13 protein-coding genes are annotated in these 15,415 nt (G+C 46.3%); 10 read left to right on the forward strand and 3 right to left on the reverse strand.

Translation table 11 applies throughout. The features are described from left to right. Window positions 1-2 precede the first annotated feature (2 nt). Window positions 3-698, forward strand: coding sequence for an ABC transporter permease (locus tag H1230_RS07195; protein ID WP_239714842.1), 696 nt, complete (start codon window positions 3-5; stop codon window positions 696-698). Here the strand turns inward: H1230_RS07195 and H1230_RS07200 are convergent. The 3 genes from H1230_RS07200 to H1230_RS07210 all read right to left on the reverse strand — a co-directional run bounded on the left by H1230_RS07200 (window position 695) and on the right by H1230_RS07210 (window position 3,591). Further along, window positions 695-1,459: a hypothetical protein gene (locus H1230_RS07200; RefSeq protein ID WP_239714843.1), complete on the reverse strand. Its 765-nt coding sequence runs from the start codon at window positions 1,457-1,459 to the stop codon at window positions 695-697. The genes H1230_RS07195 and H1230_RS07200 overlap by 4 nt on opposite strands. 107 nt (window positions 1,460-1,566) lie before the next feature. Then, window positions 1,567-2,631: a histidinol-phosphate transaminase gene (hisC, locus tag H1230_RS07205; protein ID WP_239714844.1), complete on the reverse strand. Its 1,065-nt coding sequence runs from the start codon at window positions 2,629-2,631 to the stop codon at window positions 1,567-1,569. A 3-nt stretch (window positions 2,632-2,634) separates the two neighbouring features. Then, window positions 2,635-3,591, reverse strand: a complete 957-nt coding sequence (locus H1230_RS07210) for a serine hydrolase domain-containing protein (protein ID WP_239714845.1) — start codon at window positions 3,589-3,591, stop codon at window positions 2,635-2,637. 189 nt (window positions 3,592-3,780) lie between these two features. On the opposite strand from H1230_RS07210, the gene H1230_RS07215 reads away from it, so the two are divergent. From H1230_RS07215 to H1230_RS07255, 9 genes are all read left to right on the forward strand, one after another. Next, complete coding sequence (locus H1230_RS07215) at window positions 3,781-4,962, forward strand: ROK family transcriptional regulator (RefSeq protein ID WP_239714846.1); 1,182 nt, start codon at window positions 3,781-3,783, stop codon at window positions 4,960-4,962. Between the two features lie 14 nt (window positions 4,963-4,976). Further along, entirely contained in the window at window positions 4,977-5,954 is a 978-nt protein-coding gene (locus tag H1230_RS07220; RefSeq protein ID WP_239714847.1) for an ROK family protein, read from the forward strand. 14 nt (window positions 5,955-5,968) lie between these two features. Beyond that, a complete protein-coding gene (locus tag H1230_RS07225; RefSeq protein ID WP_239714848.1) occupies window positions 5,969-7,147 on the forward strand; it encodes an MFS transporter in 1,179 nt (392 codons plus the stop codon). Between the two features lie 63 nt (window positions 7,148-7,210). Next, window positions 7,211-9,448 carry a helix-turn-helix domain-containing protein gene (locus tag H1230_RS07230; RefSeq protein WP_239714849.1) on the forward strand — a complete coding sequence of 746 codons (2,238 nt, stop codon included), beginning with the start codon at window positions 7,211-7,213 and terminating at the stop codon, window positions 9,446-9,448. A 368-nt stretch (window positions 9,449-9,816) separates the two neighbouring features. Further along, on the forward strand, window positions 9,817-11,421 hold the full coding sequence (locus H1230_RS07235; protein WP_239714850.1) for an extracellular solute-binding protein: 1,605 nt from the start codon (window positions 9,817-9,819) through the stop codon (window positions 11,419-11,421). A gap of 81 nt (window positions 11,422-11,502) precedes the next feature. Next, window positions 11,503-12,405 (forward strand): ABC transporter permease, encoded by a 903-nt coding sequence (locus H1230_RS07240; protein ID WP_239714851.1) that lies wholly within the window; start codon window positions 11,503-11,505, stop codon window positions 12,403-12,405. 42 nt (window positions 12,406-12,447) lie between these two features. Next, window positions 12,448-13,320: a carbohydrate ABC transporter permease gene (locus tag H1230_RS07245; RefSeq protein ID WP_239714852.1), complete on the forward strand. Its 873-nt coding sequence runs from the start codon at window positions 12,448-12,450 to the stop codon at window positions 13,318-13,320. Window positions 13,321-13,338: 18 nt separating this feature from the next. Continuing rightward, window positions 13,339-15,036: a hypothetical protein gene (locus tag H1230_RS07250; protein ID WP_239714853.1), complete on the forward strand. Its 1,698-nt coding sequence runs from the start codon at window positions 13,339-13,341 to the stop codon at window positions 15,034-15,036. Between the two features lie 72 nt (window positions 15,037-15,108). Further along, window positions 15,109-15,390 (forward strand): FAD/FMN-containing dehydrogenase, encoded by a 282-nt coding sequence (locus tag H1230_RS07255; protein WP_239714854.1) that lies wholly within the window; start codon window positions 15,109-15,111, stop codon window positions 15,388-15,390. Window positions 15,391-15,415: the final 25 nt, after the last annotated feature.

Genomic DNA, 15,415 nt, shown 5'->3' on the forward strand with positions numbered 1-15,415 from the left:
GTATGAATGTGGTCTGGTATATCGCCTTTTTGCTGATGCATCATCCCATCCTGCCTAGTCCCTTGGCTGTTTATAATGCAATGGCACATTTGGAAGCGAAGGACCTTTGGCTTAATATCAGCTACAGTCTGTTTCGTATTTTTGCCGGGGTGATTATAGCGTTAATTGTGGGTCTGCTTATTGGCCTGCTTATGGGGCGCTCCCAGGTTTGGAATAAGCTCTTGGACCCGGTGGTCTATCTGACGTATCCCGTACCCAAGATTGCTTTGCTGCCCGTGGTGATGCTGTTCTTCGGACTTGGTGAGGTTTCCAAAATTCTGATGATTATGCTGATCCTGCTCTTTCAAGTCATCATTTCCGTGAGAGATGGAGTCAAAGCGATTCCCGACAGCACTTATGATGTCTTAACCAGTATTGGAGCCAGCACCGCGCAGAAATTCTGGAATGTAACGCTGCCCGGCGCGTTGTCCGTTATTCTCAGTACGATCCGGATTTCACTCGGAACAGCGATTTCTGTTCTTTTTTTCACGGAGATTTATGGTACGGAGCACGGCATGGGCTTTTTCATTATGGACGCCTGGTTAAGGCTCGATTACCCGGAGATGTACGCAGGGATTATGCTGTTCAGTCTCGTGGGTTTTGTATTGTTTCTGCTAGTGGATGTGCTTGATTATAAGTTTATGAAGTGGCGGAATTAAATGCTGCTGCGTAACTGCAGGTGAAAGAGCCTGCCTTTGTCCTGTTGGGGATGAGGGCAGGCTCTTTGCTTGTAATTAGTTATTTTTAATTTTTGATCTTCGATTTCAACGCTTCCTCCATCAATGACTTCGGTCTGATTGCTGTAATAATCAATAGTCCTATTTTCAGCGTTGTTTAGCTCATCAAAGGTTTTAAGTTCATATTTTGCATTGGCAACATTGTCGTTTAGCGGTTTGGCAAGTGCAACATTGTCATCGCTATCAGCAATGAAGAAGTACCCGCCAATGGGCAAAATTACAGGTGGACTACCATTAAGCTGACCTAATGCATCTGAAATGGCTTTTGCAAAATTTTCATTCATCACATATGTAACTGCATATTCAGCATTCTGTTTTTCCACCGTAAATACAGCTATTGGCTTGTTGTCCGCATTAACGATAAACTGCCACCCTGAGTGCTTTAGTTTGCTCTTGAAATCCTCACCTTTCTTATAATTAACGTTTGTAGCCAAAATGGGAAGAGGTTCGGAAAGTGTTGCGGCGGTTATCGCTTGGTCGGATACGTCTGAATATACAAGATCTTGTCTGCGGGCTATGAGTGAAGGCGCTATTTCGTTTTTGTATAATTTAGATATTGAGTCATCAATTTCGTTTTGATTTATTTTGTCAATTTTGCTTTTTAAATTATTTACATTGTTGGCTTTTGCAAAGACAGTTGCAGAACTAAGGCATAGGGTAAAAACAACCATCGTTACAAACATTGGTTTAAGGAATTTCTTAACTTGTATTTAGGTCCACCTCTTTTCTAATTAAAATTTGCAAGAGAATTGGCTACCCACACCGTGGTATCAAGATGTGGGCTTTTTGTCTAACCTTCCTTCAAAATAACCTTCATGGCCTCAATCAACTTCTGCATCTCATCATCAGTTCCTATAGTAATCCGCAGATGGTTATCGATGCGCGCTTTAGGCCAATATCGCACCAGAATTCCATGCTCTCGCAGCTTCTGGAATATTCGCTGGGCGGGAACGGTGGAATGTGAGACAAAGAGGAAATTGGCTGTGGAAGGGGTGAGCTGAAACCCTAGTTCTGATAGCTGTGCCGTTGTCCAGTCTCTGGTACTCACAATCCGCATAATATTCTCCTGAATATGAGTCTTGTCCGCGAAGCTCGCTTCTGCTCCTGCCAAGGCCAAACGATCCAAGGTGTATGAATTAAAAGAGTTCTTGATACGGTTTAATCCTTCGATCAGCTCAGGCGGGCCGATAGCGTAACCTACCCGCAATCCAGCCAAAGAGCGCGACTTGGATAAAGTTTGCACTACCAGTAGGTTCGGATATTCATGGATCAACGGGATGGCGGATTCGCCTCCGAAGTCAATATAGGCTTCGTCCAGAATGACAACTTGCTCCGTATTCTTGTCGAGCAGCTTCCTAACTTCGCTAAGGGGCAAATGGATTGCGGTTGGAGCATTGGGATTGGGCACAATCACTCCCCCATTCGGGATAAAGAAGGATTCAGGGACGATCTGAAAATGCTCATCAAGCGGAACTGCCGTATAGGGCAAGCGAAATAGATCGGCATATACGGTATAGAAGCTGTAAGTAACATCCGGGAACAGCACAGGCTGATCGTGGTCAAAAAAGGCTTGGAAGGCAAATGCTAAAATCTCGTCCGAACCATTGCCAACGAATACCTCATCTACGGCCACCCCGTAGGTTTGGGCAATGGCATGGATCAATCGGCTGCCGTGCGGATCAGGATATAAGCGTAGGCTGTCGTCTACTGCACTACGAAGCGCTTGTAATACAGCCTCTGAAGGAGGGTAAGGATTCTCATTGGTATTCAGCTTGATGATATTGCGGTCTTTGGGCTGCTCACCGGGAACGTAGGGAGTGAGGGAGGCAGTCGTTTTACTCCAGTATTTGCTCATCTATCATCTTCCTCCTTGGTATAGAAAATAAGGCGCGATGTACTGACGGAATACGTCAACAGGCGCACTCTTCTTCCGATGTTTATTCTTGGTGATGACGCACACGAGTTCAGAGGAGGGCACAACGATGATAAATTGACCTCCGAAGCCGCGTGCATAATGATAAAAAACCTCATCTTGGTGCTCTATCCCGCTGGAAAAGGAAGAAATCCACCAGTGCCAGCCATAAAATCCCGTATGCGGTGGTTTCACTTCAATAAGTGGAGAAGTGGAATGCTGTACGGTTGCAGAAGTAATGAGCTGCTCTCCTTCCCAGCGTCCCTGCTGCAGATAGAGCTGGCCGAATGTGCTCATATCCTGTGGTTTAAGATACAGCCCGAAGCCGCCAGTATGAATACCCTGCGGATCGGTATCCCAGCGGTAGTCCGTAATACCAAGCGGCTGGAACAGCCGTTCTTCCGCAAATTCGGCTACTGATTGTCCCGTGGCTTGTCTCAGAATAGCCGATAATAGCTGGGAGTTACCGGAGTTGTAGACCATTCGTGTCCCTGGTAAATCGGCGAGCGGCTGGGACAGTACAAATTGTACCCAGTCCGCCGTCTTGGTCATTGTAGGGAAAGAATTTTGCCCGCCAAATTCGGTCCAGTTAAAGCCGGAGGACATCGTTAACAGATGGGCAAGGGTGATCTGACGTTTTCGAATGTCACTATCTTGTTCCAACTGGGGGAAGAACTCAAGAATGGGCGTATGGGGAGGCGGCACCATATGTTGATCTATGGCTATGCTGATCAGTGCTGCGAGTACACTTTTAGTGCAGGAATTTATTTTGCTGAGTTCTGTGGCTGCTTGGGGTTCATCGTAGTATTCCAGCACTGCTGTACCTTTTTCGGTGATCAGACAGCTGCTTATTTCCAGGTCAGTGAGGCCGCGAATGAGCGGCTGAAGTTCCACGCTATGCAAATCTAATCATCTCCTTGCTGCTTCCATGAATATTATCGCTTGTTCTGTGTTAGTCGACTTGGTGGACAGTCTACCAGATTCATGGGCAGAGTTCAAATATTCAGGATTGACGCTTTCGATCTTATTTTCGTATAATAGCATTCATATAGTTAGTAAAGTTTCTTTACAATATAAGAGAAGAGGTATTTGATGTCTGTTCGTAAAGGAGACCCCCAATATATCCGTGGGTTAAATGATCAATTGGTGCTTGATCGGATCTTTCATCACGGTAAGGTATCGAGGGCAGAGATAAGCCGTGTTACAGGACTCAGTAAGCCAACAGCCTCTTCTGCCGTGCAAAGGCTGATCGATAAGAACTGGATTCGTGAGGTTGGAAGAGGAGAGAATGCGCAGGGCCGTAAATCTACTTTGCTTGAATTTAATCACGCGGCGTATTATGTGTGCGGGATCGACCTGGGCGCTACCCGGGTCCGGCTTGCGCTTGCCCGGCCGGATGGCTCACTGCTTGACGAAGATAATTTTGAAATACCAGCTGGATCACCTGAATCATTACAACATTTGCTCTTGGAACGAGTGGAGCAATTACTCCTCCGCCATGGAGCGGACTGGGGGCAGGTTCCTTATATTTCAGTCGGAACACCAGCTGTAGTCATGCCTGAGACGGGAAGCTCCTCTCTAATTGTGACAGGGCTGAAGCGCTTTGAGGAGGCGATTTCCCTTCCAGCCCTGACCCAGCTATTTCCTAGCAAGGTCATGCTGGAAAATGACGTTAATTTGGCAACTATGGCGGAGCAAAGCGATGGGATTGCTAACGGGATCAACCTGTTTGCCTACTTAGCGATTGGTGCAGGTGTGGGCGCAGGAGTAGTTGTGGAAGGACGCCTCTTAAGAGGGATGGGTGGAGCAGCGGGAGAGCTTGGACATATGCTGCTAAGTAAAGAGACCAAAGTGGAGGATGTCTTGTCCGTAGACGGATTGCTACAGTTAGCACGGGATTATCTGAACTCAGAGCAGCAGTCTTCCTTGCTTCGCCAGGAAGCTGAGTTAACGCCTGAACTTATATTTCGGGCGGTGCGCCAGGGGGATTCACTGGCGATTATGATTCATGAAATCTATTGTGAATTCTTAGCACGGACCATCCATAATTTGAGTGTCATTGTCGCTCCCGAACTTATCGTTCTGGGTGGAGAAATTGGCGCATATGCAGATGTCCTAATTTCAGGTCTGCAATTGCTCACTGACAACGGCTTCCCAGTCAAACCAAAGCTTGCCGGATCACTGCTTGGGGAGCGGGCAGTTGTTCTTGGAGCAGTCAATACTGCGGCCCGGGCGGCTTACGGGCAGATCCGTGATGAATTAAGCGATAATTAAAGGAGAGATCAGTTTTGACATCAGAGAATATGACAGGATATAAGGCGGGCATTGATATTGGAGGAACGAAGACGATGTTCTGCATTACGGATGCTCTTGGTGAAATTGTACTTATAGAGCGGAGGGCAACTACTGCACATTCCCGTCCAGAGCGATTCTTTCAGTGGCTCTTTGGAGAATTGCAGGTCTTATTAGCAGGATTCCCACTTGAGATCGAACAGCTTATCGGCATCGGTATCGGCTTTCCCGGGGTGATAGGTGATACCGAGGGTATTCTGAGCCATGCACCAGCTCTGCCCTGGCCTGCTGTGAACATTAGGCCGCTGATACGCAATTATTATAAAGGCCTGCTTTATTTGGATAACGATGTTAATCTTGCGCTTCTTGGTGAGCGCGATAAGGGTGCAGCCCAGAATAAAGAGCATGTTCTGATGATTACAGTGGGAACCGGCATTGGCAGTGCGCTGTTGTTAAATGGCCAGCTGTATAAAGGTGCGGATTATACAGCAGGTGAAGTTGGGTATTTCGTAGTTGAAGTCAGTGAAACTCAGCAGGCGTCTGCTTCGGGGACTTCATTCGGCCCGCTTGAAGCTGTAGCATCAGGCACCGGAATTACTGCTCATGCCAGAGCTTATTTTGCAGCAGGCAGCAGGGGATCGCTGATTTCGGAACTGGCTGCAAGCAGGGAAGAGCAGATCGGTGCCAGGCATGTGCTGGAAGCTGCAGCCAAGGGAGATGCCGCTGCTCTGCAGATTATGGACAAGCCGCTGAACCATATGGCGGCAGGCATTGCCAACGCGGTGTCGCTGCTGAATCCGCAAATGGTAGTCATTGGCGGAGGTGTGGCTGATTCTGGCAGCTATTACGTAAATGAAATAAGCAACAGAGTACGATTGTATACCCCGTTCCCAGTGGTTATCAGACCGGCATTACTAGGAAATACAGCCGGAGCCATCGGTGCGGCAGCAGCCGTTACAGCTAAACCTCAGTGAGGGGAGAAACAATCATGGAGAATGTGGCGGTAGTGGCAACAGAAGCCAAGGTGGAACTCGTTAAGCTACGTGTGTTATATTTACTGACTGGATTGGCGGGAGGGATGTTTAATCCTTATTTGACGACCTTGCTTGTACATCAAGGCATGGCCGCCAATTATGTAGGCGTGATGATGTCCATTGGCACACTGCTATCGATTCTCGTGCAACCCATATGGGGCCTGTTGGTTGACCGGTTTCGCCAAACGAAGCTGGTGCTTGTACTTAGTATATCGGTGCCGGCCATCATGTCTTATTTTTATAACATTGAACTATTTGTCGTGATGGTGATGGTTTATACTCTATCGATTATTTTTCAGTCCACCCAAAGCCCGATTGCTGATTCCTATGCCGTTTCTGCTGCACGCAAGGGGCAGACCTCTTATGGTACGGTCCGCAGTCTGGGCAGCTTGGGAACAGCTTTGGGTGGTTATGCGGGCGGACTTTATCTATCTAGATTTGAGATTACCCAGCTTTGGATGCCCTTTCTAGCTTTAAGTCTTGCTGGTGCTTTTACGGTTCTAACTTTGTCTAAACGTTCGGAGGGCTATTCCGCAGTTGTTCCTTTAGCCCAAGGATTGAAGGTGCTATTCCGGAATCGTTCTTTTCTCCTATTTCTTATCGCTTGCATATTCGTCAACCAAACGCTTACGGCTTATAATTCGTTCTTTGTGCTTTCCTTTAAGAGCGCTGGTGGCAGCTACTCATTAGTGGGCACTGCACTATTGCTCGCTTCCCTAACGAATGTGCCTTCCATGCTGCTGGCAGCCAAGATTCTCCGAAGAATCGGTCACGAACAAACCCTGCTGCTTGCAGCTTTTTTCTATGCGCTCCGCTGGGCTATTCAGTGGATGTTCCCCATTCCATCGGTCATGGTTGGCATTCAGGTGCTGCATGGATTATCTTTCGGTTTGTTCTACGTAGCAGCGGTTGAATATGTGGCTAATGTGTCAGGTAGAGAGATGCAGGCCACGGGACAAAGTATATTCAATATGGTATTTGTTGGGGTCGGAGGTATCGTCGGCAACCTGTTGAACGGCTATTTGTTCTATACTGGAGGGGCACAAGTCATGTATCTGGCTTGTACCATTAGTGCGTTGATCGGGGCAGGCATGCTATATTGGATAAACAGAATAGCGAAAATGTCACCTTAAATCCTTTTGTTAAAGTACTAGGCGGCATTTCTCGGATTCAATTGGAATAGACGGGGGATGCTTATGAAGCGGAATTGGTCCAGCAGAATGATGTTTTCCTACTTCCCGATCTTTCTGCTAACAGTGTCCATCTTGATTTTCCTCTCCTTTCTAATTGTAGGGGAGCTATCGCGTAGTGAAACGAATAAAGCTAACCGTATTTCAACAGGTTACGTCGTCGACTCTGTGCAGAATGCTTTGAAGGAGACGGAATTATCAGTACTTCAGGAGATGGAGACCAACCTGGAAATCGGTGGCTTCTTAAGCGGAGTTAACGGCGAAGGCGATGGCAGCCGCCTGTATAATACCGTAAATGATCTGCGGAGAATTCTTTATCGTAACCAACTGATCGACTCTATTTATATTTACCGTACCTTGGACGGGAAGGTGCTGACGCTGAACGGACTTACGGATTTGGAGGTTTTTCCTGACCGTACCTTTCTGCAGCAGGCTATAGCGAATAAGAATGTGCGAACTTGGAGCGGAGTGCGCTCCTCACAGCTGATAAGCTCTGAAAGTTCGACACAGGTGATCAGTATTTATAAGCAGTTGCCGATTCCTTTTGGGGCTGAGGGGATTATCGTAGTCAATATTAATATGCACCGGATCGAGCGGATGATTGACGATATGACCAACAGCCAGATTTCTTTTATGCGGATTGTGGATAATGAGGGTGGACTGGTCTACGCTGCACATCCTGAAACTGAACTGCCTAAGGGCAACATTCTGACTACTATCCATTCCAAGGAGATAGGCTGGACTTTCGAGAGCGGTATTCGGTCCGGTCAGTTATTCGCTTGGGTGTCAGTAGTCTCTTACATTTGGATCGTCATTGGTATTCTTACTGTCGTGCTGGGTACAATATATATTCTTTACATTACACGCAAGAACTATCGCCCTATCAAAGCTATGATGAATCGACTTCAGGCGCTGCAGTTTCGTCAGGAAGGCCTAAATGCCCCATCCAGAAATGAGCTTGTAATCATTGACCAGGCGCTGGAAAGCTTAATTGAACAGACAATGGATTACAAAAAGCAGCATGATGAGAATCTACTGGTTCATCGCCGCCAGCTTTTTCTTGATTTGCTAGAAGGGGAACGCTTAACTTTTCTGGAAGACAGGCTGGAACGTTTCAAGCCTTTACCGGCCAACTTCACACAATTCGTCTTCATCGCCGCTGAAATTAATCAATATAATGATTTTCGGGTAAACCATTCGGATAAGGACCAGAATATGCTGAAGTTTACACTGATGAATCTTTTTCAGGAATTGACGAATGAGGAAAGTATGCAAGGCTGGTCCGAGTGGATTAACGGCAATCGCATAGGGCTGATTATTGGCTCGAATCAGAATCTTAAGAAAGATAGAGAGAATCTGCGCATGCTGGCGGAGAAATGTTTAAGTTGGGCATACGATAATTTGGGCATATCACTGGCTATTGGGGTGGGGCCGGTAGTAGAAGGCTTAGAAGCTATTCCTGAATCCTACAATGCCGCGGATATGGCACTCCAGCATAAATTGTCGCTTGGACAGGGTATGGTCGTGATGAGTGATGAACTGCCAGACAAATCGATGCTGCAATCCTACAAGTATTTGCAGTTGTTCAGTGAACTGGTGCGGGAATTTCGGATCGCAGATGAGAATTGGCGGCATAAGCTCGATGAACTGTTTAGTTCATTCCGCAAGGATCACATCAGAGATGAGGAGATTCATATGCTGCTGCATACCTTAATCCAGATGATGGGACGCGAATTGGGAGAGCTGTCAGATAGTATGCGCAAAATCTTCGGGGAAGCCAGTTTACAATCATATTATACGGAAATTGAAGCAGGCTCCACATTGAATGAGCTAGAGTCCATTGTGCTGAAATGGCTGACTGAGATCTACCGGATCTATGTATTTGTTAATGAGTCCAAGAGCTACCGGGCGATGATTAACGAGATGAAGGTATATATTGAGGAGAATTTCGATAATCCGGACTTATCCCTGAAGCATCTCAGTGACCGGTTTCAAATATCGGGCAAATATGCCAGTCATTTATTCAAGGAAGAATTCAACATGAAGTTTGTGGATTTTCTGACGCAGCTGCGAATGCAGCGGGCGGAATATTTGCTGGCTACTACGGGGGATAACCTGCAGGAGATAGCCCAGAAGCTGGGTTATGCAAATTCCATCACCTTCGGCCGTGTGTTCAAACGAATAGTTGGAGTCACGCCAGGCGATTACCGCAAGCTCAAAATGAAGCCGGGAGCATCCGAATAACGTTGCAGAAGTTTATTGGAGTTAGCCTAATGGCACAACTTCAGTAAGCTTCTATTTTTTTGAAAATATAAGAATGTATATATTCCACACGATAACTTATCCTTATCTGTCTCGAAGAAACGGGTGTTGTCCATGTAAAAGGTCGGCGAAGCTGTTTATTCTTGTAAGGAAAGCAGTTTGCTTTTGCGAAAATAGTTTATCTCGTCATATTATATGACACAAATACTGCCAGTCTATCATGAGAAAATGGTTTATTGTGCTTATTAAAGTTAATATGTGATACTTGTTGACATCAAGAAGGTTGATCACGAATTGATCAGCTAACGAAGATAACTATACTGACATTATAAGGGGAAGGTGTTGAGAGAATGACTAAAAGATGGTCTAAGAAAATGGCAAGCCCGGCGTTAGCGGTTGTGTTAATCTCCACAATGTTGTTGTCCGCATGTTCTTCTAAAGAGGAGTCCACGAATGGGGGGGCTTCCGCAGAGACGGCTTCTACATTAAAGGTAGAGTTGTTCGATCGGGGGAATACACCGGCTGGTTACTCCATTTCAGACAGTTATTTGACTAAACTTGTGCAGGAGAGATTCGGCAAGCCTAACAACATTGATGTTAAATTCATACCGGTACCACGTTCTGAAGAGATCCAGAAGCTTAATGTGTTGATGGCAAGTGGAAGCGAAGTGCCGGATGTCGTGTTCACCTACGATTCAGGAACCTTTAATCGCTACGCAGAACAGGGTGGGCTGACGGAGCTATCAGATCTCATTGATCAATACGGTCCCAACCTCAAAAAATTCCTGGGCGAGGATACCTTGGCCTACGGACAGTATAATGGAGAACAATTCGCAATTCCCGGCAGAAGACTTGTGCTTGGTAAATACGCTGGGTATGTTCGCCAGGATTGGCTCGATAAGCTGAAGCTGCCAGTTCCGCAGACGACAGATGAGCTGTACACCACGCTCAAAGCGTTTAAGGATCAGGACCCAGGCGAAACAGGGGGCAAGGTTATACCCTTTGGCGTGAGTCTTTCGTCGGCACAATATGAACCGTTGCTCTGGTCCTTTATCAAGCCCCTTACAGAGGAACAACAGTATACGCTGACTCAGCAACTCGGTTCCAATGACTATCCGGTTCTGCTTCCAGGCTTTGAAGATGCTCTGAAGTTCATGAACAAATTATACAATGAGGGCCTGATGAGCAAAGACTTTGGCCTGGATAAAGATAAGAAGCAGCTATGGCAAAGTCTGCAGAATGGTCAGGTCGGTTTCTATACCGAGGATGCCGGAGAATTGTACTTCAGTCAGAACGATACTTACAAAAATCTGCAGGCAACCGTTCCTGGCGCTGTGATGACGCCGGTAGATGCATTCACCAACTCAGAAGGCAAGCATGCCAAACCGGCATATGCTCCTAACGCTATGTATGTGATGATTCCTAAATCCAGCGAACATGCTGTAGAGGCGATCAAATACCTCGATTGGATGGCATCTGGCACGAATCTCTTCGATATTCAGTTCGGAGTTGAGAACGAGAACTTCACATTGGTAGATGGTGTTCCGGTTGTTAAGCCAGATGCCACTCAGGAAGCTATTGATAAGATTTATAATTTTGGTGACATTGCCGTAATTGTGAATGGTAAATTTGCCGGTGACGATGTGAAGAATGAAGCGGCTTATATTGCCCAGACACCAGCAGAGTTCCAAGCAGACATGCGCAAATCGGTAGAAATCTCCAATACGGATACCATTCAACCGATACGGTTTGATCACCCGATTGAAGCAGAGGCGAAATACGGAACAGCTCTGGCTGATAAATTCCAAGAGATAATTGTGAAGCTGACAATGGTGAAGACAGATCAATTCGATAGTACTTACCAATCGGTAATGAAGGATTATATGTCAAGCGGAGGTCAGGCCATTCTGGATGAACGTACCGCAGCTTATAAAGAAATGAGCACTAAAAAATAGTTGGCCCGCGAGATGGATGGGGAGTCAGATTTGGCTCCCTCCCAAATCCTGGTGCTCCAGTCAAGAAGGGGAGTGATAGCAGTGAAGAATACCGTCTATTTACGCAGAAACTGGCAGCTATATGCTCTGCTTACACTGCCGCTCATTTATTTCGTTATTTTTAAATATGGTCCGATGTATGGCGTGCAGATTGCATTTAAGGACTTTAATTTCTTTCAGGGCATTTCCAAGAGTCCATGGATCGGTCTGGATACCTTTAGAGAGGTATTTCAGAATAATGATTTCTTTAAGGCACTGCGCAATACACTGCTGCTCAATCTGCTGGATCTGGTTGTATCCTTTCCTGCTCCGCTTATACTGGCCATTCTACTATATGAGCTGCGGATCACCTGGTTTAAAAAAATAGCCCAGACGATTCTTTATATTCCCCATTTCATTTCCTGGGTGATTATCGGTGGGATTGTTCTGCAAGTATTCGGCACACAGACTGGTTTCATTAACAATATGCTCTCTGGCCTGGGCTTAAATGAAATTCCGTTTTTGTCAGACAAAAATTACTGGCTTGTCACATATCTGCTTGTTGGGGTCTGGCAAAGTGCGGGTTGGGGGACGATCCTCTATCTGGCCTCCTTGGCAGGCATTAATAAGGAATTGTTTGAAGCGGCAGAAGTGGATGGAGCGAACCGTTTTAAGCGGATCTGGCATATTTCATTGCCGGGAATAAAGACAACGATTGCCACCCTGTTGATTATTAATCTTGGAAACATGATTTCCATTGGCTTTGATCGTCCGTTTATTATCGGCAACGTGGCTGTGCGTGACTATTCCGAAGTGCTGAGCACCTTTGTATACCGGGTGGGTATTCAGTCCGGGCAAATTTCGCTGGCAACAGCGGTAGGCTTATTTCAGGCATTGGTAGGACTTTTATTTCTTCTCGGTGCAAATTACGCTTCCAAGAAACTGGCAGATGAGAGTATTCTCTAGCTCTTGCCTGAACTATCTATTATTAACCGAGGGGAAATTAAAATGAGCGAACGAATGTCCAACCGGGTATTTGATTGGTTCAATAACTTGTTCATCATTGCTGTTATGATCCTGTGTCTAACTCCATTTATTCATATCATTGCGATCTCCTTAAGCTCCAATCGTCCGATTGTGGCGGGCTTGGTATCCTTTTTACCTGTAGAATTCAGCATAGAAGCATATAGCAGAGTGTTTACCGATATGTCGATGATCCGCTCTCTTGGCTTCACTGTGTTCCTGACTATTCTGGCTACTATTCTGTCCATGGCCTTGACCATAGCGGTTGCTTATTCTTTATCCAAAAGAGAGCTGAAGGGCCGCAAATGGTTCATGCTGATCATTGTGATTACGATGTTCTTCAGCGGTGGGATCATACCGGAATATATTCTGGTTCGGAACCTCCATCTTCTGGATACAATCTGGGCTCTTGTATTGCCGGGTCTCATTAGCCCCTTCTACATGATTATCCTTATTTCATTCCTGAATAATATTCCCTCAAGCCTGGAGGAAGCTGCGGAGATTGATGGGAGCACCCATCTGGGTACCCTGATTCGTATCATTCTTCCACTATCGATGCCTGCCTTGGCAACGCTAAGTCTCTTCTATGCCGTGGGACGGTGGAATGGATTTCAGGATGCGCTTATGTACATTACGAAGCCGGAGATCTACCCGCTACAATTAAAGCTGTACCAGATGATTCAGAACAACCAGGTAAGTGATCTGATGCAAGCTGAAGGAATTAGTGCAGCAACCGTGCTTCCAGAGAGTCTGAAAGCAGCAAGCGTTATATTTTCTACCCTGCCGATTCTGATCGTCTATCCATTCCTCCAGCGTTATTTCATTAGCGGAATGATGATGGGTGCAGTCAAAGGTTAAGGAGAAGGGGAGAGGGTTGTGACTTTGGTTAACATAGAGAGGCTTACGGAAGAACAGCAGTATCTGGTAGTTCAATCTATGACAATGATGGACAGTTACTATGATGCTGAGATGCAACTGTTAAAGGATGAAGAGCAGCCAGACCGGCATGATACTCGGGGCAGTGCACATTATGCGTTGGGGCTCTTGATCAGAAGGGGCCCTGGCGATCTGGAACGGGCTTGCGGGTTGATTGCAAAAGTGATAGATCTGCAATTTGATTATCCTTCCGAAATCTATCATGGCACCTTCCGTACTTCGCCTACAGCAGCTACCCCGCCTGTTGGCAATTATGACTGGAAATCGTTTGCGCCAGGCTTTGCTTATTTTCTGAATGATACGATGGAGAAGATAGGCCAGCGGTTAACCAATAGACTATCCCGCGCGGAACATCCGGCAATTTCTGGCCTTGATCCTAAAACGATCAAGCAAAGCTTGCAAGACGCTATAGATGAAGTGCTGCCGCCGGTATGGAGAAGTTATGATCCTAATTGGCGTGAATTTATTGCCTGTGCCTTTGCGATGATACTGGATCATTTCGCCGAAATATTGCCGCATGAGCTGGTAATGCGGATGGACGAATCTATGGATAAAGCTGTCGGAGCCTCCATTGATCGGCGTTTATCCGACGCTGTACCGATGAATTCGAACATCGAATTAATGCATATTTTTATTGCCCATTACTATGGTCACCGCTTAGGAAATGCCGCGTGGATTCAACATGCAGATCGGGAAGCGGTTAGCTTCCAGGCTGCTTTTGCCGAGTTTGGTTCCTTTGCGGAATTCAATACGACTACCTACTATGGTGTGGATTTGACGGTGCTGGGCATGTGGAGAAGTTATGGCCGATCACCTGAGTTCGTAAAAATAGGAGCTGAGCTTGAGCAGGGCCTGTGGGTAAATATTGCTCTGTTCTATAACCCTAACCTGGAAAACCTATCGGGCCCGTTCTCCCGTGCCTATGAGATGGAAATGAGAGGCCATAGCTCTATAGGAGTATTTCTATATCTTGCCCTAGGGAAGGGTTATGAATATTTGGCAGGTCTTAACTGTGAATCCAGTCATGATCCGTTGATCGCGCTTGTGGGCGTGGATGTGCCCGAAGCGCTCAGACCGCTGCTTGTTGCTCATCGGGAGGACCGAAGAATAGAGAAGCAGTTCCGGGAGCTTTGCGAAAGAGACAAGCCCGGCCAGAACCGGAATCTATGCACCGCTGCAGCCTGGATCGAACAAGATTTGATGATCGGCGCAATGTCTGGCAGCCGGAACACGAACGGGCAGATGCACTCGGGAACCATTCATTGGAAAGCTCAGGATGGTGAAAAGTATTATTTGCGGCTGATCCGCCGAGAGGTTGGAAAGGGCTGGAATACTCATCTTCGCGGAATCAACTTTGAGGCAAGAGTGGCTAAGGATTTGTTGGCTGTTGATGTCAGCCTGAATACGGAGCTGGAGATAGAGATCTATTTTGAAATCAGAGGAGCTAATATTTCTGCTGGTTCTTTTACACCGGATATCTGGAATATGCCTGGACTCACCTTAAAGGTAGAGGTTTCAGCTCCAGAGCCCTCTATTATTCAGAAGGAAGGCTTTGTGGAAGTCGTATATCTTTATCGCCCTCAGAATATCAGTCCTGATATGAGTTTCACACTGCGGGTAGCCCCGGCTCCTTTATAACTTCTTCACATCTTGCCAATTAGTTCTTCACATCTTTGGGTTATGCTATATCCATAAGAGGGGGGAACGACAATGAAAAAACTAGGATTGGCTATTATTGCATTGGTTTTGGTAATGGGTATTGGCACGAGCGTCTATGCAGCGAGTACGGATAAAGGTGAAAGCTTTTTTGAACGAATGCTGCCTATTGCGAAGCAAATGCATCCCGATTTGACTGATGCGCAGATCAAGGATATGGCGGATAACTGTCAGAAGAATAATGGAACAGGTACGGGAAGCATGATGAATAACTCGAGCAATCGCGGTAGTATGATGAATAATTCCAAGAATCGCAGTAATATGATGAATTTTTAAGGGAAGCCTGATACGATAGACCTCT

The sequence above is a fragment of the Paenibacillus sp. 19GGS1-52 genome, assembly GCF_022369515.1.
Lineage (GTDB): Bacteria > Bacillota > Bacilli > Paenibacillales > Paenibacillaceae > Paenibacillus_AQ.